The following is a 24,429-nucleotide window of genomic DNA, read 5'->3' as shown; positions in this document are numbered from 1 at the left end:
TCGACAAGACGCCTCGTCTACGGCGCATCAGTAGTCGACCTCTTGTACGATTGGAGACTCAACAGTCAACGTGTTCGTTGGCCGGACAGCCATCTTCATACTCGTTGGCCCAGAGAAATCGGTATATGGTGTCGCTTCGAAATCGCCTCTTTGTGGGGGATGCCCGCAGCCGACTCTCGGAATTGCCCGACGAGAGCGTACACCTGACCATCACGAGTCCGCCCTACAACCTCGGGAAGGACTACGAAGACGAAGGTAACGACCGACGGCCGATCAAAGAGTGGCGAGACATGATGGCAGACGTCACCAACGAGTTATTCTGCGTGACGGCGCCGGACGGGAAGGTGTGCATCAACGTGGCGGCGTCATTCGATTCGAACGGCGATCGATATCGACGCGTTCCGCTTAGGAGCCACGTCGTGAATCTGTGTCGAGATGCCGGTTTTGATTTCTTCGATGAATTCGTCTGGGTTAAAGATCAGTATGCCACTCACGGTGAGGGTGCTCTACTTGGCTCCTATCCCTACCCTTCGAACATTCCCATAAACCAGCGCCACGAGTTCATCCTCGTGTTCCGCAAGTACGTTTCCGAAGAGCACCGTTCAGGATCGAACCTTCCGGAGAAGGGCACAGAGCGACGTGAGGCATCGAAGCTCACGTCAGATGAGTGGCGCGAGTACGCTCAGAGCGTGTGGGAACTCCCTCGAGCAAGCCCCGATGTGGAAACCGATCATCCCGCGACCTTCCCGTTGGAATTGCCCCGCCGCCTGATCGCGCTGTACTCCTTCGCCGGCGATCTCGTTCTCGATCCGTTCGTCGGCGTTGGCACGACGGCCGTGGCCGCCGCGCAAACCGGTCGCAACTACATCGGAATCGACCGGAACGATGCGTACATCGAAACTGCCCGGCGTCGACTAGATACAACTGGTGACCAAAACCAGCAGTATGAGTCCGCACTGGAACCGTCGCCCCCTGACGAGGTCGCACAGTACATTCTCGATGCTCTCGATCGACAAGACCCATCCACGTTGCGCGTGATTGGAGGGTACGCCCATCAACTAGCCACTCACCGTGAACGCGCCCCACAAAAAGTAGCCGAATCTCACGTGGCTAAAGACGAGACGCTCACGGGTGTGATACAAGCACACTCCGGGACGATCGTAGCGAAGAAGGTACCGTGTGGAAAGGACTCCTGCACGCAGTGTCCACACGGCCCCTACAAGTACCGCATTTATCGAGATGGGGATTCATACACGACGGAGTATCTCGGCCCGGTCAATAGCGATTGAGATGAGGTATCGTACTACATGTGTCCGCGCTGCGAGTACGTCAACGATGACGAGCGATGGGGCGTACCACATCACAGTGCTCACTGACCACGAGCACGAGGATCACGACGACCACAGCGACGCACAGGAGGTCGTGCTGCTCAACGACAGAGGAATAGAAATCGATTAGGAGAAGCGTTGTGGGCTCGACCGGAAGGCAGGCATTCGACCCGAAGAGTTGTCAGCGGACACCGACGAGAAGCAACGGAAAACCCTCGACGCCATCCTATCGAATCCGTCTTTGGAGCGGAGGAAAATCGCTGACATTCTGAAAGTTAGTACACCTTGCTGGAGGTATATGTATAACCCCCTGGGACGATGTGTTTATACATGTAATCCGCTAATTTTGTGGTGCATGACAAGTAAATATCCAAGTCACGTCGAAGCTATCACACCATTCGGTTGGTATGGTGGTAAGACGATGGATTTGCAGTTTGTATTGCCTATCATTGACATCCCGCATCAGATATACGTAGAACCGTTTGGCGGTTCAGCAGCCGTACTTCTTCACAAAGAACAGTCTGAAGTTGAAGTTTACAACGACGTAGATGAGCGCCTTATCACGTTCTTCGACGTTTTGAGAAATCGGAAAGAAGAGCTAATCGATCAACTCCGCTATACGCCGTATTCCCGCCGAGCGTTTGAACGTGCAGTGGAATTTCAAGACAAAGGTTCAGAGGCTAGTGACGTGGAGAAGGCGAGGCAGTTTTTCATATCGGTGCAGCAGTCGTACAGTGGCCATCCAGATGCCACGAAGGGACGTTGGGGATACACCCGAAAAGAATCGCGTCGTGGTAAGTCATGCGTGGTGAATAATTGGCAGCAGAAAATCAAGTCGATGAACGAAGTCGCAGAGCGAATGGGAGAGGTTCAGATCGAATGCAAGCCAGCGATCGATATCATTCAGCGGTACGATCACGAGGAAGCCTTGCACTATTTAGACCCGCCGTACATCCACGAGAGTCGAGAGCAGAACAGTCTTGATGTCTATGATACCGAGATGAGTGAAAAGGATCATCGGGAACTGCTTGAAATTGCTCGTGGTGCCGATGGTTACGTCGCTATCAGCGGATACCCAAATGATGTCTACGAAGAAGAATTGGAAGAATATGGCTGGCTTCGGCAGGATAAGACGGCGTCAGCGAACACTGCCGACGATGGACAAAAAGAAAGAGTAGAATGTGTGTGGACTAACTACGATCCGGAACCAGTGTCGAATAACGAGTAGCAAATCTTTACTGATTTTGCTCACGTGAAAGACAATGTTGGTAGATCGGAGAACGATTTGAACGATTTTCGAGTGCTTCTCGACCGGTTTTTCGGAGGATTCACTGCCGAGTATAGACTCGACGGAACCAACATTGAGCTTTCCTCGAATACGCTAAAAAACATCCCGATGAGCTGGATCCCACCCGAAAGTGGCAGCGAGAATCCTACTGACGCGGCCAAGTACTCTGAAGGGGTTAACCGTCGAAAGTGAGGTTGTCGGCGAGGTGGATGGTGCGGTTGTCATCGTTGGCGTCCTCGATAATAATCTTGAGTTCTCCGGCATTGATGTGAACGGTTGCCTGTTCGTCAGATTGGTCGTCTTCAATACCAATAACGAGTTCGTCATGTTGCATTGTGAGTCGCACAAGCAGCTCTTCGCTGAGCATCAGATTTAAAGATCTGTGTAGTGGCTGCTGGGTCGCCACGGCTGTCAGGGGCTCTCTTTTACGAAAGCATCGTGCCTGCGCCGGAACACAGACACACGGAAACCATCACTCCTATTTCATGATCTTAGAAAACCGCAGATAATTATCCACAGCATTCGAGACCACGACTACACGCTCCTGCAACGCGTAATTAACGATTACGCGGCGTCCACTGTGTCATAGCTTCCCGAAGGCGTTCGGAGGCTTCGCGGCGGGAATCAGCCTGCTGGGCGATGGACTGCACCATTTCGAGATTATCAACGCCTTCCTCGAGGGTGGTGGCTGGCAGCCCTGCCGTCGAGTCGTCCACGTAGAGCGGTGTTCGCATCTGTCCGTACCCACCCGGCCCTTCCAGAACGCACTCGAAGCGGAAATCATACGTGTGACCGTCAAAGGTGACGGTTTCATACGGGCCTGCGACCGGATATCCCTTCGCAGGAGTTATTGGAATGCGAAGATCGATAAGTCCTAACTCAATGAGAGACTCGTTCCGCAACTCGACTGCGGCGGCACCGGCATCGGCGAGTTCTTCGACAAGCGTCGGGAGTTCGATGGATTCCGGTCTCGGTGGATCCGGCTCAATCTCACTGGCGACGACTTTCCGGGCCTGTTCGATACCCTCTCCAAGCGAAACATCATCCATTCCCGGCTGAGCGTCGACGTACAGCGGGACTCGGCGGAACGCGTGTACGTCTGAGTACATCACATGTTGCAAGGAGATTGGTAACTCGTGGTCGCCGAGGCGAATTCCGTCGACGTCTTCGAGTTGATTCGCGATGTCCTCACGCAGGTCGGAAAGGCGTTGGGTAGTGGCAGGAACGTGGAAGAGCAGCACGGGGGACTGGTTGGCAAGCGTCTGTTCGGGGACGACGATATAGGTTGTTTGATAATCTTCGATGAGCACTTCGCAAAGCGACTGAAGGTCGATTCGATCATTGGTTTCTCCTGACATCCATCACCAAGTAATCAATGATGGTTTTTATACGCATTGTCCGAGGGAGTAATCTATTCCTACATAGGAACAGGTGGCGCTCTGCGTTTTCTGCAACCCCAACGATGGTCGGTCAATTTGCTGCGCTATGTTCGACAAAATCGTGATGTACTCGCGGTTGACGTCGACACCAATACTCTCGTATCCGAGCACCTCCGCCGCCTCACACGTTGTCATCGAACCACCCATCGGATCTATCACGACATTATCTTCGGTTCCGACAGCCTCCAGACACTGCTTGGGAAGTTCTTCTGGGAAGGGAGCCGGGTGCTCCGTGTTCGGCCACGGGCCGTGGAACATCCATACCGAGTCCCTTTCGATACCGTCGTCAGGAACCTCCAAGCACCCTTTGTCATCCAATAACGTCGCTCGTCAAGTGGGCGGAACAGTGTCGGTTCATAGTTGTGTGTACTCTTGCGATTCCAGACGACTCCTGTTCATCTGAACAGGAAGTATCAGTATACGTGACCTGTTGCTCGTGGGCCCGCTTGCGCTTAATATCTTCCAGCAGCTTCGCCTCGCGCATCCTCTGGGAGAGGGTCTTCTCCTGTTGCCGATTATACTGGACAAGGGCCTCCTGTCTTGCCAAATCGGACTCAAATCCTTGACTCGAACCGGGGTGTCGTTCAAGCCGACCTTTTGCGCGGCTACCACGCGTTAGTGACCGGAAGTGATTATGTCGTTCTGATTGGCGACGACTGATTCGAGGATTCCGTGCTCCCGAGCACTTTCCAAAACCCTCATTCACATCATCGGCGAATACACTGTTGCCGTAGATCTCTTCGGTTTTAGAGGGAAGGAGCAATCCGGATCCCGTCGATCCATGTTCGGACGCTCTGCTGTGATTGACCGGTGTGTGAAAACTTTCTTGATATCTCGTGGTTCGCTCGTTTTGACCGCCTTTATATCGAGATACACACTTTCTTCATTCTGTGCTGTCATTAGGTCGTACCGTAGGCCGACGGATCACCTCTCGCCCGGGAAACCCCCACCGTTGACCAAGCGGAGAGGATTCATTTATACCTGTTTGCCTCCTACTTGGAACAAGATCCATGTCTCGTCTTCCGTCTGGCGCCCCTCAACCACTGTTGTCAGTCGACTGCCTGCTGTCAGTTATGGATTACACTGCCACCCCGGGCCCGACGATTTCTGGAGGGATGACTCCAGATAGAACCGACGAGTTTCGACGAGCAGCTGATGGTCACCTCCCGGTTGATTTCTTCACGTCTGAACCACATCCAATGCTACCAGACTTGTTCGGAGACGTAATGATAGCCGAACTCGATACAGACCGAATTGGATTGAATCGGTACCTTTCGTTTGTTCGAGAGTATGCTCGCCTTTCGGAAACGGACGATTTACGGGTCGTGAATACCGGGATCGATGCTCGAACTACGACGAAGTCTTGTGCTCCTCGTTTGTTTGCTGACGCGGAAGTGCTGGTGGCTGTGCTGGTAGAGATTCGATTCCGCGAGAGATTCACCAGTAGCGAGATCAGATCTATATTGAATGAGTTGGAAGCCAAATTCTCTTGGGTTGCCGATACGGTAGTAAGGGAATCAGATATCGGACTACTTCGGCATCACGGAGGGCCGAATGATCTGGTCGTAACGCAGACACTAAATCTAATAGAGGAGCTTGAACGGCACAACATTGAGTTAGACCAAGCGACAATCTCCTGCAGCCCGGTAGAAAAGCCATCCACTTCGGGATCAGGCAACGAGATCCGTCGATGAACCCCCGTTCTCACACTTCTTGAAAACGAGAAAGTAGGAGTGGTTCTTTCGGGCGCGGCGCTGGCGCTTGATGTTCGGAGAAACCGGCGTGTCGGAACGGACGACCACGAACAGGTCTTCGGCCGTGAACCCCACCTTATCTTCATAGTAGTTCGTTATTTCGATATGGGTCAGTCGTTGCTCGTTGCGACTCACTTCGTCTTGTACCTTCACTATCAGCTTACCTCCGTCACCGAGAACCCGGTGAGCCTCCCGACCGGCTTCGCAGTAAAGGTGTAGCACCGCCTCGTGATACGTCAACTCTCCGTCAGCGGCATCCGCGTACCTGTTCTTGATCCAGTAGGTGCTCTCGTCATCGTTCGAGCGGTCGCTGTCGTAGAAGCCCTCTGCATATGGTGGATCGAGTACGATGCAGTCCAGTTCCCCATTTTCGTAAGGAAGGTCGCAGCAGTCAATTCCTTCGTCGCTGTCGGGAGACTTGGCTGGGTTGATGTCGGTCGCTCGCAGGTCGTACTTGCCTGACGGAACACGTTTCCAAAACGTGCCGTTGCCGTACGTGGCGTCCGCTACAGCCGCGCCGTCGTCGACGTGTAAATCGATCACCTCGGGAAAGATTTTGTCGTTCGTCCCGACGTGGGCTGAGAGAACGAGTTCGTCCGGATTCAGCGTCTCATCTTCGGAATCTGAATCGGAAGACTCGCTCTCATCTTCGCTTTGGGTTTCCCCCCTATTATTGTCGAGTCGTCTCTTGACTTGATTGAAGGCCCCATGAATCGATTGCTTACCGTTATCGATTCGCTCTACTTCGTGTTGAGCAACGGTATCGCCGTTCTGGGCTGCTTCCCAAACTTGTTTTGCCTTGTCGTAGGTGCGACCGGATCCGATACCCACTTCTTCGGAGACTTTGTCACGTGTCTTGCCGTACTCGGAATCGGCCCCGTTACCTCGTGATTGGTTTTCCACGAGGTCGGTGCGCTTTCCTTGCCGCTCCTGTGCTCGTTCTCGCTCGATTTCCTCCAGCATCTCCGCTTCGCGCATCTTCTGGGAGAAGGTCTTTTCCCGCTGTCGGTTGTGATGGACGAGAGCTTCACGCTTCTTTAGCTCGGAATCGAACTCTTCGATTCGCACGGGAACCTCTCCGAGGCCGACTTTACTCGCGGCAGCCACGCGTCGGTGGCCGGAAATGATCGTTTCCTCGGTATCAATGACGATGGGCTCAAGAACGCCCTGTTCTCGAATGCTGCTCAAGAACGATTCGTCGAGATCGTCTTGATCGCCATACACTTTGGTGTTGACTGAATGAGGATTGAGTACCTCTGGTGACCGATGCTTCAAGGTAACGTTTTCCCCCTTTGTCATCACGCCAATTTAATCAGTCATCCAATAAAAATTGCCTTGTTCTCTGAAGAGTGACGGGCGTCAAAACAACTGTTTTAAACACACATTTTATAAACATCTGATATTTGCTTGGTGAGAGCATCACCACCATATGATAGACGCCCTTAATGACCCTATAGTAGTTTGCAGAAGTATCGACTCACCTTCGTTCGTAAATCAGTAGAAAACAACAGAGAGTGGCTTTCTTAGGGTCTATAGCAGGCAAGGACTTCCAGTCGTTACTATAATTGATTTATGAGCGATTATTAATCGCAAGGACAATAGACAGCAGCCCTATTGTCAAACTCTCTACGCAAAGCTGTGTTAGTCATCAATAATTCGCCCGGGTTGTACCAGAACACGGCCTGCTAACAGTACTTTTGCGACTCAATTTAGGGAAACGTCTATTCCGAGTGATTGCAATTCCTCATATAGATCGGAGGCTACCTGACATGTGTTTGCATAGGACTTCGAGCCTGTAATAAGAAATTTTCCAGTTCGGAAAATGAGCACTGTTGCATTGCGTTCGGTACGGCAGATAACCCCTGGAAACCGTTCAGGATCATATTCGCACCGTTCCAGTCCTATACCAATAGAGAGAACATCCAGATCAAGTTCCACTTTTAAATCACCCTTGGTGACAATGTTCTGAATTAGAATTGTATCTACCGAAGTCTCGATTTCGACACCTAATGTACCCATCTCCTCAAAGAAGGTGCGAACGGCCTGTCTCATCTGTTCTGGGTTCTTCGCACCCACAACGCTGATGAGCCCGTTGGTGGGAACTAGCAGAGTTGCACTTTCGATAGGGCGATAAACCAGAAATGGTGAGCTTTCAGGATGATACTCTGCATGAGGAAAGACATCAGCGAGGAGATTGAGATCAAATTCTCGCTCCGTCTCAAGCGTACCGACAAGGTTCGTAACTTCCAAGCCGTATTCGTTTAGAGTAGATTGATCAATATCCTCACTAATCTCAGATATCTCAATGCCACTAACAGATGTTGATTCGCCTTTTTCAGTTAGTTCCCACACACTGGTTCCAACTTCGGACACGAATCCCTTCTTTTCGAGCCGCCGTAGAAGTTGTCCAACATAGGTATGTAGACTACGGTTAGGATACTTCTCCTTCGCTTGAGTAGAAATCTCCTCAACAGTCGCTTTCCCACCGAGCTCGTCGAGGAGCCGACGAACATCTTCTTGAGTCATTTAGTGATGTTTCTCCACCTTAATATACAGTAGTGTCGGTGCTTCAGAGCACAAGATATTCCTATAATGCATGTGGTTATATTGGCATGACAGATTTCCGCTCACCTCGAAGGCGCTCTGTTCGACAGCGGTCGGGATTCTCTGTTACTGAGGAGACAAGTGGAGGAGAATGCAAGATCAAACATTCCGCACGCTTCTCTCCAAATTCAAAGGAGATCACACTCAAATTCTCTGAACAGGATACGGAGATTCCAGAGCTATTTCAGGATTCGGTGGGGTTAGCGAGCTTTGGGGGATACGTTTCGGCTTCTACAGAATTGACCGCTCATATCGAGATCACATCTGATGTGAACGACGAGATTCGGAGCGAGAATTCAACCGAGGAGATCGAACCGGGCGAGTGGACTCCCATCGGTGTACATCTAGACGTCCCGCTAGATCCCAGCCAAGAGCACTTCGGCAATCTTGAAGCAGCGCTCCAGATGGAATCGGATTCAGAAATCGATTGGATCGACTTCTTCGGTATTAATCTCAGCGCCATCGCTTGGGAGGATTTCGTCGACGACATTGAATACGAGGATGGTCTCACTATTCAGGACAAGTTCCATCAGAGAACGTCTCTGACTGTCCCCTATCTCTATTACCTGAACCATGAGGTTCCATTCCCCAGTTCACCTGCACGGGGTGCCGACGAGTTCGACGAGGGACAGCACACTTTCCTCAAAAGCTGCAACCGTTGTGCTCGTTTCTTGCCGACCGAATATATCCCCGAGAAGGAACGAAATTTGACCTCGTTTGGAAACCATTGCGTGTCACGTGCTCCTTGTAACCACTCGACCTTCGGAATGCTGGAGGTTATAGAGGACGAGTCGAACTTGTCCGACCTGCCCGCGGAACTTGAAGACAAGATCACCTTCGAGTCCGGCTCGCGATTCATCGATCTCCACTATGGGTACCAGCTTGAGTGCAAGGCCTGCAAGAAGTTCTACGTGAACGGAGCGTTGAATCACAGACGGAACTCGACGCAACACCGGGAAGATGCTCTTCGTCGCCGGGCCATCGAAGTCTTAGTACGCAAGCTCCTCGATCAGAAGTGGATTTATCACGAATTCCGGCAAGATCGGGATGAGGAATTTGACAAGTATATCTGGGAGAAGTTCGATGAAAAGTGCTTCAAGTGCGGTGAATTCCTCCAGTCTCCATCAGAGATGGATTTGGATCACACGATACCTCTTGCAGCTCTCTGGCCGCTTGACGAACACGCCACCTGTCTCTGCAGCGACTGCAACAGCCGTAAGTCCGACCAGTACCCGGTTGACTTCTACACCCGATCCGAACTTGAGGAATTGGCAGAGATCACCGGTCTGAGTCAGAAAGAGCTCAAAAAGAGGAGCATCAACGTGGATGCCGTTCGTAAGCTCCGGAAAGACATAGAGTGGTTCTTTGAAGATTTCCTCGATAACGATGAATATCAGAAAGACCGTGATGGGAAGATTGTTGCCGACCTCATTGTGCAGTCGATCCAAGATCGTATTGACGAGTCAGAGGTTGACCTCAACCTTGTTGAGCATTATCAACGACAAACAGGCCAGTTACCCAGTACGGTTTCAATATCGTGAGTCGAAGGTTGCAGTCTCAAACGTTCGGGTTTGAAGCTGACAGTAGCTACTCCGGAAAGGAGGTTGCGCTGAAAACGGCAAACCGTATTCAAGAAGAAAGTTTCAATCTCAAATTAGAGAAAATAGACGTTCAAGTACCAAGCGTATTTGGCTCTGATTCTGGTATGGCTGTTGTTGGAGGATATGCCTTCACGCCCTTTGAGGCAGAGGTGGATATACATATTAGTGCTGCCGGGAACGACGAATACCGATCTATTGAACTGAAATCAGGACGCTGGAACGGTATCGGTTGCCATCTGGAGTGTCCAATTGGAGAGTTAACAATTAGGGGAGAAATATCATTCAATTTACAAGAAATGCCAGGGAGTTGGATAGACATTTTTGGTATAGATATAGCACCACTCGATTTTTGGATTTATCGAGATAATATACGATATGACGATGAAAAGACAGCACAGGAACGCTTCTTTGAGGATGAATTTCAATATACGCCAGCCAAATATCATATTGAGACGGATAGACGATTACAAAAACAACATATACGATCAGATGTCTCAGCGTTGGCTAATGGTCGTGTAGTAGCACTCAAAGCGTGTAACAGAGCTCCAGATCACTTCCACCCAATAGAGATCGGCGAAAAGGCCGAAAACATCTGTGAAACATTCGTGAACCACACGAGGAACGATAATTTACGAGTACTCCGGTCAGAGTCCACAGTAGACCCATACGAAGTCGTTGATGGAAAAATTGGAGAGAGAGTCATTCGACCGAGAAAGTTTAATACATCGCGTCGTTCTCCCGGCTTTCTCCATGATAATGTGATTTACAGTGCTGAATTTGATATCGAAGGATTAGAATTAGATAGAGGATATCAGTATGAATGTAATGCTTGCAAAAAATTTGAAGTGAATAGTGAAGGAAATCCTCGTCGGAGTAAGGAACAACTTTTCGAAGATTCTCAAAGAAGGCGATCGATCCAACGTCTACTGGAACACGAGCGGATTTTAGGCATCGAGCGGAGTAACAACTTCAGAAAAACAGTTATTGAGGAATTCGGCGGCTGCTTTATTTGCGATGAAAATGATTCTGATAAGATCGAAATTGATCATCTAATGCCGCTGGTATATCTCTGGCCTCTCAAAGGCAATGCTGTCCCTCTGTGTAAATCCTGCCACAAACGGAAAGGAACAACTTTTCCCAGAGATTTCTACGATAGAGGAACGCGTGAAGAGCTGTTGGACTCAAATATCATCACTATTGGTCAAGATATCCACAAACGAAAAGTGAATGAAGATGCTCTCGATTCCCTATTAGAAAATATAGATTGGTTCTTCGACTCCTTCCTTGAGGAGATTAAGAAAAAGAATGAAACAAAGGCTGATGTTGTCGAAAAAGTTGTGTCATCGTTACACCGGCATTTCAGGCGTGTCGGTGATGATACCAACCTAATCTCAGAATATAAGAATGAAAACAACGAGCTTCCAGATAGTATTGACGAGGAGCTAATAGAGAACTAAGTACATGTGGTTGGTCGTCGATCCCTTGTCCTCGACGCCATGCTTCTCAACGTGCGCAACGCTCTCGTCAAGGATATCATAGTTGTCAAACCACGGTTCCGCGATCTGGCGGAGTTCTTCCGCCATATCACACTTATCGCTTTTGCCGAGATGAAACACCAATACACCACCTTCTTTCAGACGTTCTCGAGATTGGCGGATGAGCGGTTCATAAACGTTGAAGGTTTCCTTCTGTCGCTTATCCACAAACTCAGAGGGCCTGCTATCGAAGTCTTCGGGCTCCCAGCCGGCGAACCAAAGTCGTAGCCAATTCTGGGAGTAGAACCGTGTACTGTCGAAGAAGGGTGGTGAAGTAATTACTGCATCGAGATTGTCCACTTCTACCGGCCACCACTTCAACGAGTCCGCCTGAAATGTATGACCCTCGGTGAAGTTGAAGGGGATATCACAATTGAGTGATCGCTCGACCTTATCTTCTACTCGCGGAATGAGTGGTCTGTACTCGAAGTCACCGCTAGGTGCGTACGGAGTAATTGGGTGTGACCGCCGACTCAAGGCGTACGGCCGGTTTCCATGAAGAACGTGCAGGAGGCTGGCCATAACCAGTAACTCCGAAGGCGAGAGCTCCACAAGTGGCTTCGAAAGAAAGTATTCCCGTGCCAGCAAGACCTCTTCGAGAGTGTCCTCATGATAATATTCCTCAATGTCTCCGTTGAGACCGAACTCGCTGACGGTATCGTATGCTGATTCGGTAGGGGTGTTGCTTTCGAGATAGTTCTCAAGCTCGCTGATCACGTCGCTCGTCGTGGTCGCCGAAGTCACCTGCAGTTTCGCCTTGGTGATGGTGAACGCATGTGGACTGAGATCGAAGGCGTACGGTGTGTGCCCTTGAAGTGATGCCTCAAATGGGATTGTTCCGACGCCGGCAAAGGGGTCAAGCATTGTCCCTTCCTCGGGGACGAATATATCTACGAGGTGGTGAGCGATTGCCGGTTTCAGTTTCCCTGGGAACGAGCAGAGCGAGTGCAAGCCATTCCCCCAACTCCGCTTGGAGTAGGGTTCCTCTTGATGAGGAAGCGTTTCCTTGAATTCCTTCCAATCCTCTGCCCACCAGCGTTCAGTCATTTTTCCAGAGCTCATCCTTCGTACTCGAAGACCAGCAGAACCTGTTTTAGTTCCTTTCCATTGTTTGAGTGCCGATCGCGGAGTTTGACCGTATCCACGTGATCGTAATCCAGTTGCTCAAGCAGTTGGACGATCATTTCGTCCGCAGGGACGTGAATTCCGGCATAGATCGAGTCTCCAATATCGATTGCAACACGTGCTCCCTCGCTCAGTTGTAACTGTATCTTCTCGAATATCTCTTGCAGTTCCCAACAGTATCCAGCCACCATAAGTGGGAGCCGTCGGTCATATCCGTGTTCCTCGAGATCATTTACCACCTGCTGGACAAGTTCGACATCAGGAACCTCGTACTCTCCGCTGACTGTGTTGATCCCAGCCGTGAGTGCCCGGTTTCTGTATGCCGTCAGATCGTCAGGCTTCTGGAGACAGTCAAGGAACCATAGTTCCAACTTCGTATTTCGAAAGTAGTTGGTACCGTTGATATATGGCGGGGAAGTGATCACGCCATCGACGTTTTTCTCCGGAATCTTGTCGATGTTATCAGCGTTTTCGCAGAGCAAAACCGGCTTTTCCTCGATACGCGCATTCTTGTGGGCGAGATCGTCAGCCATTTCTCGCAGGCTTTCGGTCACTTCCTTTCGAAGTGAGGGGATCTCTGACCACTCATCTTCATCCATGAATCGAACGTCACCTGCTCGCTTGAGTCGTGAACAGGGCACAAGCGAGGAGAGAATGGCAACCGAGAGAAGTGAAGACAGCAACCGATTATCCTTCTCCAACTGTAGGACGACGGTCTTTGCTGATACGACTTCCTCTAATGTATCCTCATCGAAGAACTCACTTCCCTCAAAGGCGAGGTCATAAGCAGTCAGAAGGGAATCATCTTCCTTCACCTCAGTGATTCGCTCTCCAAACGACGTTGTCAGTTTACGAAGGTCATTAGCAACTTCTTCCCGCTTGTCGTCAGAAAGGGTACGAACCTTCGTTTTCGTGTCAGCAACGAACTGAAGAACGGGGTTTACTTCACAGTAGTAAGCATCAAGGTCTTTCTCGGCAGCAGTAAATCCAGTTGTAACAGTGCCCCCAAATGGGTCAAGAATTGAGCCGGCATCGTTCATGTACTCGTGCAGAACCGTCTCAACAAAATCGGGGGAATACCCTTCAAGATATGGGTACCACGTGTGGAAGGGTTCCTGTTTGCCGCCACGAAACGTTGCAGATAGAGGTGAAAATTTCTCATCAGCTTCTACGTCAAGTGCATCGTCATACTCCCCTAGTCTACGCTGGGTCATAGGTATCTCCTCCGGCCATATTTTGTAGTTCGAGAGTCCATCTACCCAGCATATGCTCGTTCGGGGTTATTAATGTCCGCCTTTTTGTGCTGCTACCCAATGGTTTCACGACAGGGTGTTGTTTATACGACTAGGTTTTCTGTGTGATTTACCGCTAAAACTCGTTATCCAGCCGCAAAGGACAGCACTCAATATTTTAAAGAAACAATAGCAACAATGAGGAAACAAGAATTCGAGACACGATGAAAGACGCCCCAGAGCCCGCTCCGAAGACATACGAGGTCAGCGACAAGGTGAGGGTCTACCTCGGTGAGACGGATCCAGACGCACCTCTCCACAATACGCGTGCAGTCGTTGTTGACCGGTTCACCGATCATTTTGGAAAAGAAACCGGACGCGCTCTCGACGCCTACTCGTACCGGTTGCAAGACGACTCCGGCAAAATTCTCGAAGTTCAGTTCCGTCACTCAGACTTAGTACCACTCATTAACAAGTGATCAGTTGTCCCGGATAGATCACTATCATCGAAGCCTGCAACCTACTATATGGGTGATGTGAAATTATCAACATCTTCACCAAGCGTCACGAGGAGACAGCCCGTGAACTCGAGAACCTCGACGAGTACGCGCAGGCCGAGCGTGAGCGTATTGAGTCCTTCATCGAGGAGTATGAGAGTAAGGCCGAGGCTGGTTCTGATATGGATATCGCTATTCGTGGCCAGCGTGAGCGACTCGAGCAGCTCGAAGGTCGGATTGAAACACGTCGCAAAGAGCTAAAGCGACGAGAGCAAGTTATCTCGTTGGCTCCCGAGATCGAGAATTATTGTCTCACAATTCCATTATGAGTGAAATAGAGATTATGAGTTGAGCTACCGGATCGTAGGCTCTTCACTATCTGCTTCTCGCCCATCATCTTCGACGGTCGCCAACTCAGCGAGTTCTTCAATGGTGAGAGGGTCTACATCGACGACTTCGCCGTCAAATGTGTAGAAAGCAGACGTATTGATGAGCCGACCAGGATATAGTTGTCGAACGACGTGGTAGTACACGCTCAGCTGCTTTCGATATTCGGACTGAGCGTGACGGCCACGGTCGGTCTTGTAATCCACGATGTCGATCCGCTCATCGGTGACGTGGAGTAAGTCGATGATCCCGGAAATCGTCACCCTGTCGTCGTCGACATCGATTGGTAGATAGGCGTTCTTCTCGGCCCTGAGCGTGCCAGGTAGGGAGTCGAGAAATGCCTTGACGTGTTGCTCGTCGTCGTTCGATGGTTCGACGTCCCTTCCTTCGGCGTACTGTTCCGCGAACTCGTGGACGCGTGTTCCGAACTCCTTACCTTTACCCTCCTCAACGTCGCTGAACACGCGGTCGTCCATCAGTGAATGCGGTGACTGCCCGGTCGGTGTATCTGGCACTGGTACCGATACTTGCAGACGAGTCTGTTCGGTAGCTTGATCACCAATTGCCTCGACGTCAGGATCGACTTCGGTTGGCTCCAGTGGCAGGTTCTCGAACAGCGGACTTGGTGACGAACCAGCGGTGAACAGGACGTGACTCTCCGCTCGTGTGATGGCGACATACATAAGTCGTCGTTCCTCGTCGTAGTCCCTGCTGAGACACTTCGAGAGAACGAGGTGTCGCCAGTTGTCGTAGACATGGGGTTTCCCGTGTGCGTCGGCGTACTGCTTGGTCTGACGCAATCCCACGGGATCTTCGTACTGGATGCGAGCGCCCCCGCCGCCGGACGGCGGGAAGCTGTACTGGTTAATATCAGCAAGAATTACAATAGGATGCTCGAGGCCTTTGGCAGCGTGAATCGTTTGAACGGTAATTGAGTCTCCGCCCGGACTGTCGTCTACCTCGTGAGTTGCCTCGGCGTCGAGGCTACGCTCCATGAACCGGACGAGGTCACCGCGGGTACACGACGTATTGTCGAATGTACCCTGTAGCACGCCGATCAGCGCATCTGTGTAAGCGTCGTCGAAGCCATAGCGCTTGAACACCTGTCGGGCAACAGCACCGACGGTATCGCTGGCAGCAAGCTGCTCCCGAAACGCTAGCATCGTCTCCGGATACTCCGCAGTGGAGAGAATTTGCTTGACCTCGTCGAGGATATAGCCCGCCTCCTCCAGCACGACCGCCCAGCCGCGCTTAGAGTTCTCATCTTCGAGAATACGAAGCCACGCCAGCAGGAGGATAGCCTGCTCGGTATCAAATAGTTCGACGCCACCCTCGTAGGCGACTGGAATGTTGAACTCAGCCGCACAATTCTGCAGCTCGCGGCCGAATCGACGCGTCCGAGTCAACACCGCGATGTCGTCGTAAGATGGTGGATGCAGCTCTCCGTCGTCGTCCTCGACGGCGTAGTCGCTGTTGCCGACCATTCGCTGTACCCGGTCGAGAATGGCTTCGTATTCGTTGTCGCTGGTGACCGCTGCGATGGTGGAGTGGTCGTGATCAGTGATTGCTTCTAGCGAGGTAATCTCCTCAGTCACCGCGGAATTGACTTCCTCGCCACTCGTCGCTGGCAACGTGAGACTGTGTTCCGAAAAGTCGAGGATCGACTGCGTCGACCGGTAGTTCTCGACCAGCGGGATCCGGGTCACGTCATCGACTGGGAAGCTCACTCGTTCGTGGTCGCCATTGAGTTCTTTTCGATAGCGCTTCAATCGTTCTTCGAACCGTCGGATGTTATCAACCGACACGTACTGGAAGCCGTAGATGCTCTGCTTCCAGTCACCGACGACGCATACGTTGTCAGTGCCGGCCAACAGCAACGCGAGCTTGAATTGGATTTCACTCGTGTCCTGAAACTCGTCGACCATCGCGTGATCGAACTGTATCGACTCTCTGAGAGCGTGATTCTCGCAGAGCAGCGCAAACGCGAACATCTGGAGGAAGCTGAAGTTCAGATAGTTGCGTCGGAGCGCGAACTCGACGTACTCAATATAGAGGTCGTGGACGAACGCCTTCAACTCGTCCCGTTCCTCATCGAAGGCCAGACGGGCCCACGCGTCGTCGATCTGTGGATAGCCGTCCCGGAGCTCGGACTCGGTCGGTGCGTCAGGCAGGAAACAACGGTCGCGCTCGAATCCGCTCAAGCCGTCGCGCAAATCCGACTGCGTCGGCCCGTTCGCTCCCTCATTGGGTTCGTTGGCCTCGTCGAACAATTCCTTGAAGGCCTCAAAATCGCCGTCGAGGGCTGCCTCGCCGTTGCGGAACCAACCGTCGTCGGTTGGGAAGATGCCTTTCGCGGCTAGCTGCTTGATCAGCTCCAACAGCGAGGTCTGATCGCGCATCACCCGGAAGTAGTCGTGGTATTCGGGATGTGCTTCGATGAACTGCGTGCAGAACTCCCGAAACCGTTCTTCCTCGATTAGTTCGTCGTCGAGCAGGCGCGTCGACGACGTGATTTGATCGTTGATCCCTAATACGGTCGGTGCGTCGAACCCGTGCTGAAGTAGTAGATCGTGGCAGTAGCCGTGGAACGTGGTGATAGGGGCATCTCGGAGTGCAGCCATCGAGTAGTCGCAATGTGCCACAACGCGTTCCTTCATCTCCGCGGCGGCGTTTCTCGTAAACGTGATCAGCAGGATGTCCTCAGGTTCGGTGCCGTCTTGCTCGAGAAGGTTGGCGTACCGGCGAGTGATGGCGAATGTTTTGCCCGTTCCCGCACCGGCATCGACGACGTGAATACCACTGGTCGCATCGATCAATTCCTGCTGGCGGTTGTTGGGGGTGAATTCAGTCATTGCGGATCAGATCGCGATGGGTAACTCGGTCGAAGTTCGGCTCGCCGACAGGGAAGTGTGAGTGACGATACTCGTTGATGCGGTTGATCTGGTCGTTCAGAAATACCTCGAATGCGTCGACGTCTCCTGCGAAGTAGTTCCGCGAGCGGATGCGACACAACTTCTTCAGCGCTTTGTCCGAACCACGATCGACGTACTTGTAGTCGCCAACTTCGGCTTTCGCGTGGTCGGTGAACTGAGACGCGAAGCTTGTCTCGAGTACCTCGTCGCCATCGTCGGTGTCAGGAAACGTATGGCCGTCGAAAAATGCAGCATAGGACTCATATCCCATTCGCTCCAGCGTCTTTCGACGATTATTGCTCTCGGCGACGCCTTCTGTGAGGGCGTTGAACGCTTCACGACGGGCTGCGTACTCCGCGAAGGGGACGGGATGGTAGTTCACCCGCACTACTGCGTCGTTGGTGTCTGGATCGCCCGTGATAGCGTCGTCGAGCAAATCGAGAAAGTGGAAGAACACGAACTCGAGGCGTTCGTCTGGGCGCACCCGACGGTGATGAGCGAGGTATAGCAGTGCTTGGAAGTTCGGCTCGTCACTGATCTCCTCGATGTTCGATTGGCTCACGACCTTCGACGCCGACTTGTAACCTCCGCTCTTATAGTCGAGTAGCTGAGTTGGCGAGTGAATGAGGTCGACCTTGCCTTTTCCACCGAGGTCTGGATTTTCGAACCACCGCTCAGTCACGGGCGACTCGATCGGACGATCGAAGTACTCAGCGAAGAAGTTGTCCGGATACAGCCGGCCGTATTCCTCGTATGTTTGCTCTGTGGGCGGATTTTCATCGAGGAACTCCCAAATAATCTCGAGTCCGGTCTCGAACTCCGTCCGTAGTGTTTCCATCTCGACGTCATTGACGTAGGGCCGCATCTCTTCCAGCAGTACCTCGATCAATTCCTCGTTATCAGCCTCTTCAATGATACCGGGATGATTGACACAAAACTCGGCAAAGTCGTGATAGAGATTGCCCTTCCGGAAGTAGTCGCGATCAGGACTGTCGACGATCCGATCGAAAAAGTAGTCTCGCGGGCAGTTCACGAAGGTGCTCAGGCTGGACTGACTGACCGTCTCGATCATCGTCGGCTCAACGTCGACCGACTCCTTCTCGAAGCCGGGATCATCGTAGCGTACTTGTCGAGTGTGTGGGACGTGGGAAAGGTCGCTAAACGTGTCGAACTCGATGTCGAGGAGATCGTGTAAGTACAGACAGGGCATGACCTCTTTTCCGGTGCTGGTCTCTTGGACGAGGAAGTACTGGTCGACGCCATTCTGTAGGAGTAGTTGAAACTGACGAAGGTACTGTCGATCCTTCGTCTCAGCATCGACCCACGGACGGTCAAGAACACGATGCGTCCAATCGATATCCATACCCAGGTAGAATACGACTGGGCGGTCGACGTATGCTGCGGAGGCCGCGTCGGCCAATAGCACGCCCGTATCGTCATGGTCGATAGGAACGTCGAACGACTGGAGGTAGAATTCGAGGTCATCGAGTGCCGCTGAAGCCACTTGCTTGTCGTGGGTTCCGAGTCGGATTAGTTCCTCGCGGAAGGCGTCCAACGACGCGTCGCACCAGTTCTCGAACGTCGATAGCGTCTCGTCGAACGTTTGCTCAGCAACCGACTCACAGAACTGCTGGACTGGCGCGATGTCCGGGTGATCGAGTTCGGCCAGCCGCTTCTCGTCGTGGGTCACCGGCAGTGTCGTTCCCAGCCGAGCGAGAATCGAGCGCACGTCGGCAACTCTCACCCCGGAAGCGGCGTGGGCCGTGCGAAGCAGCCTGAGATAAGTACGGACATTAGCGTCGTCTTCGAATCCCGGCCCGCCGTGAAACGGAATACCGTTCGCCTCGAAGGCCGACTCGACCAGTGCTGGATACTTGCCACCCCGATCCATGACAACGGCGACGTCGTCGGCAGTTTCCGGAGAAATGTTATCGACTAATGTGTCAACGATGGCCGTCGTAGAATCGAACACGTGGAAGTCCGGGAGATCGAAGTCGTCGTCGGTAAACGGCGACACTGTGTCATAGTCCGTCGGGAGTACTTGCTTGTCGAGCGCCGTAAACTGATCGTCGCCAATCACGGCAACGTTCGTGCCGGGGTCGATCGTATATGCCGCGAGGTCGTGGTGAGAGCTGTCGGCATCTTCGATTACTCTAAGTGCGTCCCGAGTGACTGGCGTATCGAACTGGTCGTACTCGAGGATAGCATGTAGCTCACCTGTTTCCTCCCAGCAGCCGAGTATATTCTCTAGAAAGTGTGCTGCGTGCTTCCAGCTGAGATCAGTTTGCTGGATGAGCTCGAGGAACAGATAACGTTCATCACGTGGGCGGAACTCTCCGGATGCGACCATCCGTGGCGTCGCCGCGAAGCGGCCGAGGTGCGGATGATCAAGCCGACGATTCAAAGCGAGACTCAAGGGTGCGTCAGTGGTGAGCACGAGGTCGTAATCCGAGACTTTAGAGTAAAGCTCGTCAATCGTGCGTGCCCGTTGAACTGTCACATCCTTTATCATCGTGCGAGTACCAAAAAGATTGGTGAGAGTATGAGAAGCAATAGAAATCAAATAAAAGCCAACGTATTATAGGGAGTGGTCATATGACGAGAAAATCGCTAACCCATTACATTTACTTGATACACTACGATTGATTGAGCATGATAACGGTCTCTGATCTCACACCGGGTCAGAAGGGAATTCTCAAGCGATGGGAGACAATTGTACGCGAGAAGCAGATTGGGTCTACTTTTTCGATTGAAGAAGAGAATAAGCGTAACGAGATTGTAAAGAAAGCCGATGAATTTTGTGAATCACCATCGCAAGAAAGATTCTCTGAAATGTGGCGTACCGGTAATGCTGCTGGCCAAGCCGTTGCCCCGACCCCGATTCCAAAAAAATGGGCAGAGAAAGGCCAATCGATAAACGAACTCGCAGATTTAGTCCGAGAAATGAGGAGAAGTGACACTTATAATCCAGAATGGGAAGAGAAGTTGTCCTCTAAGCGCCCTATGCGGGAGTTTTTCGGCTGGCTTCACGTGGACTCACAACCGATCATCGATATGCGGACGATCCGTGGACTCGTGTTTTTTGATACAGCCGAGTCTGTCGACCGTCTCAAGAAACAGGAATTCGCCGATCAACGCGAGCGATTTTCAGGTTTCAAAAGCATCTACCAGGAAGTAGTCGGCCACGCGACGGAGGGAACTGATCATGAACTTCCCCTCAACCTCGAAATCTATCTGTTGTTTGTCGCGGTCTGGAAGGCCAACAAGTCAGCCCGGGATCAGGAAACAAACGAGGATCTCGTTGACTTCTACATGCTTATCATTGAGGAAGAAGAGCGGCAAGAGAACAGTGGTGGGAATAACTCCTCTCAACAAATAGAATCGGCCGGGCTCTCAATCACCGACGTCGCCGACGATGACGCGAACTTCTACTGGGTGAATCAACAGAATCAATCCGAAATCGAAGAGGAATACCTTCGAGCCAAGGTCGATGATATTTGGCATCATGACCTCACCAAACTGTCTGCCGACGATGTCGTTTTCCACAATTACGAGGGGAACCTCATTGGTTGTTCTGTCGTCACGGAGGAAGCGACAACCTACACTGTCCGGGGCGAAAAGTACTATCGAGTTGGGGTCAACATCCAGTGGTTTGAAGAGTCAATTCCCGTTGATGACAGCCTCAAAGGAACCCTTAGGGAAGATGAATTGCGGACAGACAAGTATTACCCCATTGATAAGAATGGTGGGCTAACCCAAACCTATCTCTCGAACCTCTCTAGAGCAGCGGCCAAGCATCTCATCAACCGGTTTCAATTAAGCGACAAGGAGTACGAGACGATTCTGGCGCCCGAGGAACCCGGTAGTGAGGTCTCCGGCGAGGATTTCGATGCGCTTCGCGAGAAACTCAATCCGATTGCCGTCGATTTGGAACTGCCGAACGGACTTTATTTCGAGGACGCGTCGAAACTCCAAAATGAGATCGAGGCATCACTCAACTCGGGCAAGCACATCATTTTCACTGGCCCGCCGGGCACTGGCAAGACCAAGCTCGCCAAAGAAATCTGCCGGCAGTGTACAACCGATCTTCCACAGGTCGACGGGCACACCTTCACCACAGCGACCTCTGAGTGGACAGCCTTCGATACCATCGGCGGCTACGTCCCATCGACCGATGTCGAGGAGTCGGCCGACGAACTCACGTTCCAGCCGCGGCTATTCCTGAACTGCTTCCGCCGTGAGCAGGCGGGGATCGTTAACAACTGGCTGGTCATCGACGAGATCAACCGGTCGGACATCGACAAGGCGTTCGGGCAGCTGTTCTCGGTGTTGTCAGGTGACTCGGTCGAACTACCGTACGAGCGAAAGAACCAGGTCGAACTCGTCTCAGTTGACGGCGACGCATCCGAGGACGAGCTACGATCCATCTCTTCGAATCCCGACATGTTCCCAGTCACCCCGTCGTGGCGACTCCTTGCGACCATGAACACCTACGACAAGGCGTCGCTGTACGAGATGTCCTATGCTTTCATGCGGCGGTTCAACTTCATCCACGTAGGCATCCCTGATCTCGAGACCGACGATGGCGCGACTCGCGCCTCGCTTCTCGACCCAAATGAGGATGATAACTACGCCGCCGCGTGGCTAGCAGAGGAGCCGAGTCTCGAACCGACTCTCGAGACAGTCTATGGCGAACTGGCCGTCATCTGGAAGGTCGTCAACGACTATCCACGCTCAATCGGCCCGTCGATCGTCCGGGACATCCTCGGATACGTTGACGCCTACGGGGTCGGCGCCTACCCCGATCGCAGCGAAGAGGCTCTGACCGCTGCCATCGTCGGTATGGTTTACCCGCAACTGGAGGGACTCCGCCCGGACAAACAGCGAAACCTCGTCCGCGAGTTCGCTGGCGAGTGGGAAACGGATCGGGGGGATGTTACGCTTGTGGTGAATGAGGAACGGCTTGAGTCAAAGGCCGCGGATTACTTCGATATCCGCTTCGACGATGAGTAAGCTCGCTGTTGACCGCCTCGTACGGGAGGTGCAGGACGAGCTGGTGACGTTCCTACAATCAGGGACGGTTGCCGAGGAAGACGTGGTGTCTACGCTCGATTTCACCGATCTTGCAATCGATGACTTCGCACGACTCAAGCGAATACACTTCTGTCTCTCTGACCCGGTTGTCGACTTCGTGGAAAAATTGCCCGCACGTGTGCGCAACATCAAGACCGAGAGCCAGCGCGAACGCGTCCACACCCGTGGTGAAGTTCGAGGTAGTATCGACTGGAACCAGACGACGAAATTACGCCATACCGACAGTTATGGTGACCGCACGGTGTTCGCCTGCGAAACCCCCTATGTCGAGTACGATATCCCGGAGAATTTGGTATTGAAGCGTCTGCTGTGGGTCGTCCATCGTACCGTTGATCGAGAATTGGCCAACTTCGACTACGGGTGGCGTCGTGATCAGTGGTCGGACGAGCAGATTCGAGAATTTCAAAGGCTATATTCCCGAAACGTTCATCTCAACCGCATCCGAGACGGGGCTGACATCAAGCCGACCTCTCGTGATCTGACGGCAGCCCGCACCTCCCGCGAACCGCTGTACGCAGAGGTCTACGATCTCTACGACACGTACCAACAGCTTCAGTCAAGTCAGTACGAGGAACCGGCCGTGCAATCGCTGCTCCGTAAGACCCTCGTGGTACCGGAACGCATTCCACGGCTCTTTGAGTTGTTCTGCGTCTTCAAGCTAATACGACTGTTCACCAAGCTGTACCCCCAACTCTCGCTACAAATCATCGAGCCCGGTGCGGAAGAGATTGCGAGGTTGGAAAGCGATACCCACCGGCTTGAGGTATATCACGATCAGCAGGGGAACCAGAAGTTCCATGAGTCGCTGGGAGACGTTGAAGCCAATACACCGTACTTCCGCAGGTATCAAGACGTGCTGGAGACGCATATCGAACTACTAGGTGACTTCCTGAACCGGGGAGCTGGAAAAACCCTCTACAGCGGCCGGCCGGACATCGTCGTCGAGGTATACGAGAAGGAGACAGACACTACGCTTCCTCGCCGCGTTCTGTTAGGTGAAATTAAGTATACCGAGAGTGAACAAACGTTTGCCCGCGGACTCCGTGAATTGCTGGAGTACACACGGTTCGCTCGCGTTCGAGATACGTATCTTCACGAGACACCGGAAGTCGATGTTGCTGGTCTATTGATCACTGACGGCATAAAAACGGAATCCGTGGATGGACAAATACGACACCTCACGGCGGAAGACCTTCCTACACAGAAAGAAACGGTAGCTGATTTGCTTCGATGACCGTCTCGTGTGAGCGGCTACCTCGGAGGAAGCCATCGCGATGAGGGTTTCGGAGACTTACTACGACGAAGGTCATCGCTCTCGTCGTGGTTTGTTTATTATCAAGTAGTTGCCGAACGGGAGTCCGCTCGCTGTTAGATAATCGATAGATGTCTTGATTCGATTATTCCTCGCGCTGTACGCCAAGCACTTCCATCCGTGAATTGCGGTGCTTGCACGAAGGACATCTCGCTCTAAAAACATCCCCCTCTTCTATTGGTGGAACTTCTTGATACTCAACCAAGACTCTGTCACCGCAACCAGAAAGCTTCTCATCGGAGATATCGTTATTGTAACCGTCCTGTTCGGGGTTCGGATGCAAGGCTCGAATGTACTCTACCATTGCACCTTCCCTAGACA

At 52.2% G+C, this 24,429-nt stretch carries 18 protein-coding genes and 1 pseudogene; 9 read left to right on the top strand and 10 right to left on the bottom strand.

Annotated features, from left to right (window positions below):
* Positions 1–125 precede the first annotated feature (125 nt).
* From ACFEMD_RS20260 to ACFEMD_RS20250, 3 genes are all read left to right on the top strand, one after another.
* On the top strand, positions 126–1,289 hold the full coding sequence (locus tag ACFEMD_RS20260; protein ID WP_394743092.1) for a DNA-methyltransferase: 1,164 nt from the start codon (positions 126–128) through the stop codon (positions 1,287–1,289).
* A gap of 46 nt (positions 1,290–1,335) precedes the next feature.
* Complete coding sequence (locus ACFEMD_RS20255) at positions 1,336–1,458, top strand: hypothetical protein (RefSeq protein ID WP_394743091.1); 123 nt, start codon at positions 1,336–1,338, stop codon at positions 1,456–1,458.
* A gap of 225 nt (positions 1,459–1,683) precedes the next feature.
* On the top strand, positions 1,684–2,556 hold the full coding sequence (locus tag ACFEMD_RS20250; RefSeq protein ID WP_394743090.1) for a DNA adenine methylase: 873 nt from the start codon (positions 1,684–1,686) through the stop codon (positions 2,554–2,556).
* A gap of 235 nt (positions 2,557–2,791) precedes the next feature.
* On the opposite strand, the gene ACFEMD_RS20245 is transcribed toward ACFEMD_RS20250, so the two are convergent.
* The 5 genes from ACFEMD_RS20245 to ACFEMD_RS20225 form a co-directional block, all read right to left on the bottom strand.
* Entirely contained in the window at positions 2,792–2,983 is a 192-nt protein-coding gene (locus tag ACFEMD_RS20245) for a hypothetical protein (RefSeq protein WP_394743089.1), read from the bottom strand.
* A 190-nt stretch (positions 2,984–3,173) separates the two neighbouring features.
* Positions 3,174–3,974 (bottom strand): hypothetical protein, encoded by an 801-nt coding sequence (locus ACFEMD_RS20240; RefSeq protein WP_394743088.1) that lies wholly within the window; start codon positions 3,972–3,974, stop codon positions 3,174–3,176.
* 27 nt (positions 3,975–4,001) lie between these two features.
* Entirely contained in the window at positions 4,002–4,373 is a 372-nt protein-coding gene (locus ACFEMD_RS20235) for a DNA methyltransferase (RefSeq protein ID WP_394743087.1), read from the bottom strand.
* Positions 4,374–5,725: 1,352 nt separating this feature from the next.
* On the bottom strand, positions 5,726–7,108 hold the full coding sequence (locus ACFEMD_RS20230; protein WP_394743086.1) for a ParB N-terminal domain-containing protein: 1,383 nt from the start codon (positions 7,106–7,108) through the stop codon (positions 5,726–5,728).
* A 405-nt stretch (positions 7,109–7,513) separates the two neighbouring features.
* The gene (locus ACFEMD_RS20225; RefSeq protein ID WP_394743085.1) at positions 7,514–8,335 is read right to left on the bottom strand and encodes a hypothetical protein; all 822 of its coding nucleotides are present in this window, start codon (positions 8,333–8,335) and stop codon (positions 7,514–7,516) included.
* 86 nt (positions 8,336–8,421) lie between these two features.
* Between ACFEMD_RS20225 and ACFEMD_RS20220 the strand changes: the two genes are divergently transcribed.
* On the top strand, positions 8,422–9,954 hold the full coding sequence (locus ACFEMD_RS20220) for an HNH endonuclease (RefSeq protein WP_394743084.1): 1,533 nt from the start codon (positions 8,422–8,424) through the stop codon (positions 9,952–9,954).
* Positions 9,951–11,471 carry a hypothetical protein gene (locus ACFEMD_RS20215; protein WP_394743083.1) on the top strand — a complete coding sequence of 507 codons (1,521 nt, stop codon included), beginning with the start codon at positions 9,951–9,953 and terminating at the stop codon, positions 11,469–11,471. Before ACFEMD_RS20220 ends, ACFEMD_RS20215 begins: the two co-directional genes overlap by 4 nt.
* Here ACFEMD_RS20215 and ACFEMD_RS20210 read toward each other — a convergent pair.
* Entirely contained in the window at positions 11,457–12,596 is a 1,140-nt protein-coding gene (locus ACFEMD_RS20210) for a TRM11 family methyltransferase (RefSeq protein ID WP_394743082.1), read from the bottom strand. The genes ACFEMD_RS20215 and ACFEMD_RS20210 overlap by 15 nt on opposite strands.
* Before the next feature lie 11 nt (positions 12,597–12,607).
* Positions 12,608–13,888: a hypothetical protein gene (locus tag ACFEMD_RS20205; RefSeq protein ID WP_394743081.1), complete on the bottom strand. Its 1,281-nt coding sequence runs from the start codon at positions 13,886–13,888 to the stop codon at positions 12,608–12,610.
* A 242-nt stretch (positions 13,889–14,130) separates the two neighbouring features.
* Between ACFEMD_RS20205 and ACFEMD_RS20200 the strand changes: the two genes are divergently transcribed.
* Together ACFEMD_RS20200 and ACFEMD_RS20195 are read left to right on the top strand one after the other, a co-directional pair.
* The gene (locus ACFEMD_RS20200; protein WP_394743080.1) at positions 14,131–14,385 is read left to right on the top strand and encodes a hypothetical protein; all 255 of its coding nucleotides are present in this window, start codon (positions 14,131–14,133) and stop codon (positions 14,383–14,385) included.
* A gap of 80 nt (positions 14,386–14,465) precedes the next feature.
* Positions 14,466–14,732: pseudogene (locus ACFEMD_RS20195) on the top strand (hypothetical protein); the annotation flags it as partial.
* Positions 14,733–14,756: 24 nt separating this feature from the next.
* On the opposite strand, the gene ACFEMD_RS20190 reads toward ACFEMD_RS20195, so the two are convergent.
* Positions 14,757–17,642 (bottom strand): UvrD-helicase domain-containing protein, encoded by a 2,886-nt coding sequence (locus tag ACFEMD_RS20190; RefSeq protein ID WP_394743079.1) that lies wholly within the window; start codon positions 17,640–17,642, stop codon positions 14,757–14,759.
* Entirely contained in the window at positions 17,635–20,202 is a 2,568-nt protein-coding gene (locus tag ACFEMD_RS20185) for a PD-(D/E)XK nuclease family protein (RefSeq protein WP_394743078.1), read from the bottom strand. Before ACFEMD_RS20185 ends, ACFEMD_RS20190 begins: the two co-directional genes overlap by 8 nt.
* A 443-nt stretch (positions 20,203–20,645) precedes the next feature.
* On the opposite strand from ACFEMD_RS20185, the gene ACFEMD_RS20180 reads away from it, so the two are divergent.
* Both ACFEMD_RS20180 and ACFEMD_RS20175 read left to right on the top strand, forming a co-directional pair.
* Positions 20,646–22,715, top strand: a complete 2,070-nt coding sequence (locus ACFEMD_RS20180; protein WP_394743097.1) for an AAA family ATPase — start codon at positions 20,646–20,648, stop codon at positions 22,713–22,715.
* The gene (locus tag ACFEMD_RS20175; RefSeq protein ID WP_394743077.1) at positions 22,708–24,030 is read left to right on the top strand and encodes a hypothetical protein; all 1,323 of its coding nucleotides are present in this window, start codon (positions 22,708–22,710) and stop codon (positions 24,028–24,030) included. The genes ACFEMD_RS20180 and ACFEMD_RS20175 overlap by 8 nt, the downstream gene beginning before the upstream one ends.
* 163 nt (positions 24,031–24,193) lie before the next feature.
* Here the strand turns inward: ACFEMD_RS20175 and ACFEMD_RS20170 are convergent, their stop codons facing one another.
* Positions 24,194–24,412: a hypothetical protein gene (locus ACFEMD_RS20170; RefSeq protein ID WP_394743076.1), complete on the bottom strand. Its 219-nt coding sequence runs from the start codon at positions 24,410–24,412 to the stop codon at positions 24,194–24,196.
* Positions 24,413–24,429 lie beyond the last annotated feature (17 nt).

The organism is Natronococcus roseus, assembly GCF_043677095.1.
GTDB lineage: Archaea > Halobacteriota > Halobacteria > Halobacteriales > Natrialbaceae > Natronococcus > Natronococcus roseus.
This window is presented reverse-complemented; position numbering and strand designations above follow the sequence as displayed.

What these genes read in the sequence shown, in the direction of transcription:
- ACFEMD_RS20260 (WP_394743092.1), top strand. Translation starts at nt 126, where the DNA reads ATGGTGTCGCTTCGAAATCGCCTCTTTGTGGGGGATGCCCGCAGCCGA.
- ACFEMD_RS20255 (WP_394743091.1), top strand. Translation starts at nt 1,336, where the DNA reads ATGACGAGCGATGGGGCGTACCACATCACAGTGCTCACTGACCACGAG.
- ACFEMD_RS20250 (WP_394743090.1), top strand. Translation starts at nt 1,684, where the DNA reads ATGACAAGTAAATATCCAAGTCACGTCGAAGCTATCACACCATTCGGT.
- ACFEMD_RS20245 (WP_394743089.1), bottom strand. Translation starts at nt 2,983, where the DNA reads ATGCTCAGCGAAGAGCTGCTTGTGCGACTCACAATGCAACATGACGAA.
- ACFEMD_RS20240 (WP_394743088.1), bottom strand. Translation starts at nt 3,974, where the DNA reads ATGTCAGGAGAAACCAATGATCGAATCGACCTTCAGTCGCTTTGCGAA.
- ACFEMD_RS20230 (WP_394743086.1), bottom strand. Translation starts at nt 7,108, where the DNA reads ATGACAAAGGGGGAAAACGTTACCTTGAAGCATCGGTCACCAGAGGTA.
- ACFEMD_RS20225 (WP_394743085.1), bottom strand. Translation starts at nt 8,335, where the DNA reads ATGACTCAAGAAGATGTTCGTCGGCTCCTCGACGAGCTCGGTGGGAAA.
- ACFEMD_RS20220 (WP_394743084.1), top strand. Translation starts at nt 8,422, where the DNA reads ATGACAGATTTCCGCTCACCTCGAAGGCGCTCTGTTCGACAGCGGTCG.
- ACFEMD_RS20210 (WP_394743082.1), bottom strand. Translation starts at nt 12,596, where the DNA reads ATGACTGAACGCTGGTGGGCAGAGGATTGGAAGGAATTCAAGGAAACG.
- ACFEMD_RS20205 (WP_394743081.1), bottom strand. Translation starts at nt 13,888, where the DNA reads ATGACCCAGCGTAGACTAGGGGAGTATGACGATGCACTTGACGTAGAA.
- ACFEMD_RS20200 (WP_394743080.1), top strand. Translation starts at nt 14,131, where the DNA reads ATGAAAGACGCCCCAGAGCCCGCTCCGAAGACATACGAGGTCAGCGAC.
- ACFEMD_RS20190 (WP_394743079.1), bottom strand. Translation starts at nt 17,642, where the DNA reads ATGACTGAATTCACCCCCAACAACCGCCAGCAGGAATTGATCGATGCG.
- ACFEMD_RS20180 (WP_394743097.1), top strand. Translation starts at nt 20,646, where the DNA reads ATGAGGAGAAGTGACACTTATAATCCAGAATGGGAAGAGAAGTTGTCC.
- ACFEMD_RS20175 (WP_394743077.1), top strand. Translation starts at nt 22,708, where the DNA reads ATGAGTAAGCTCGCTGTTGACCGCCTCGTACGGGAGGTGCAGGACGAG.
- ACFEMD_RS20170 (WP_394743076.1), bottom strand. Translation starts at nt 24,412, where the DNA reads ATGGTAGAGTACATTCGAGCCTTGCATCCGAACCCCGAACAGGACGGT.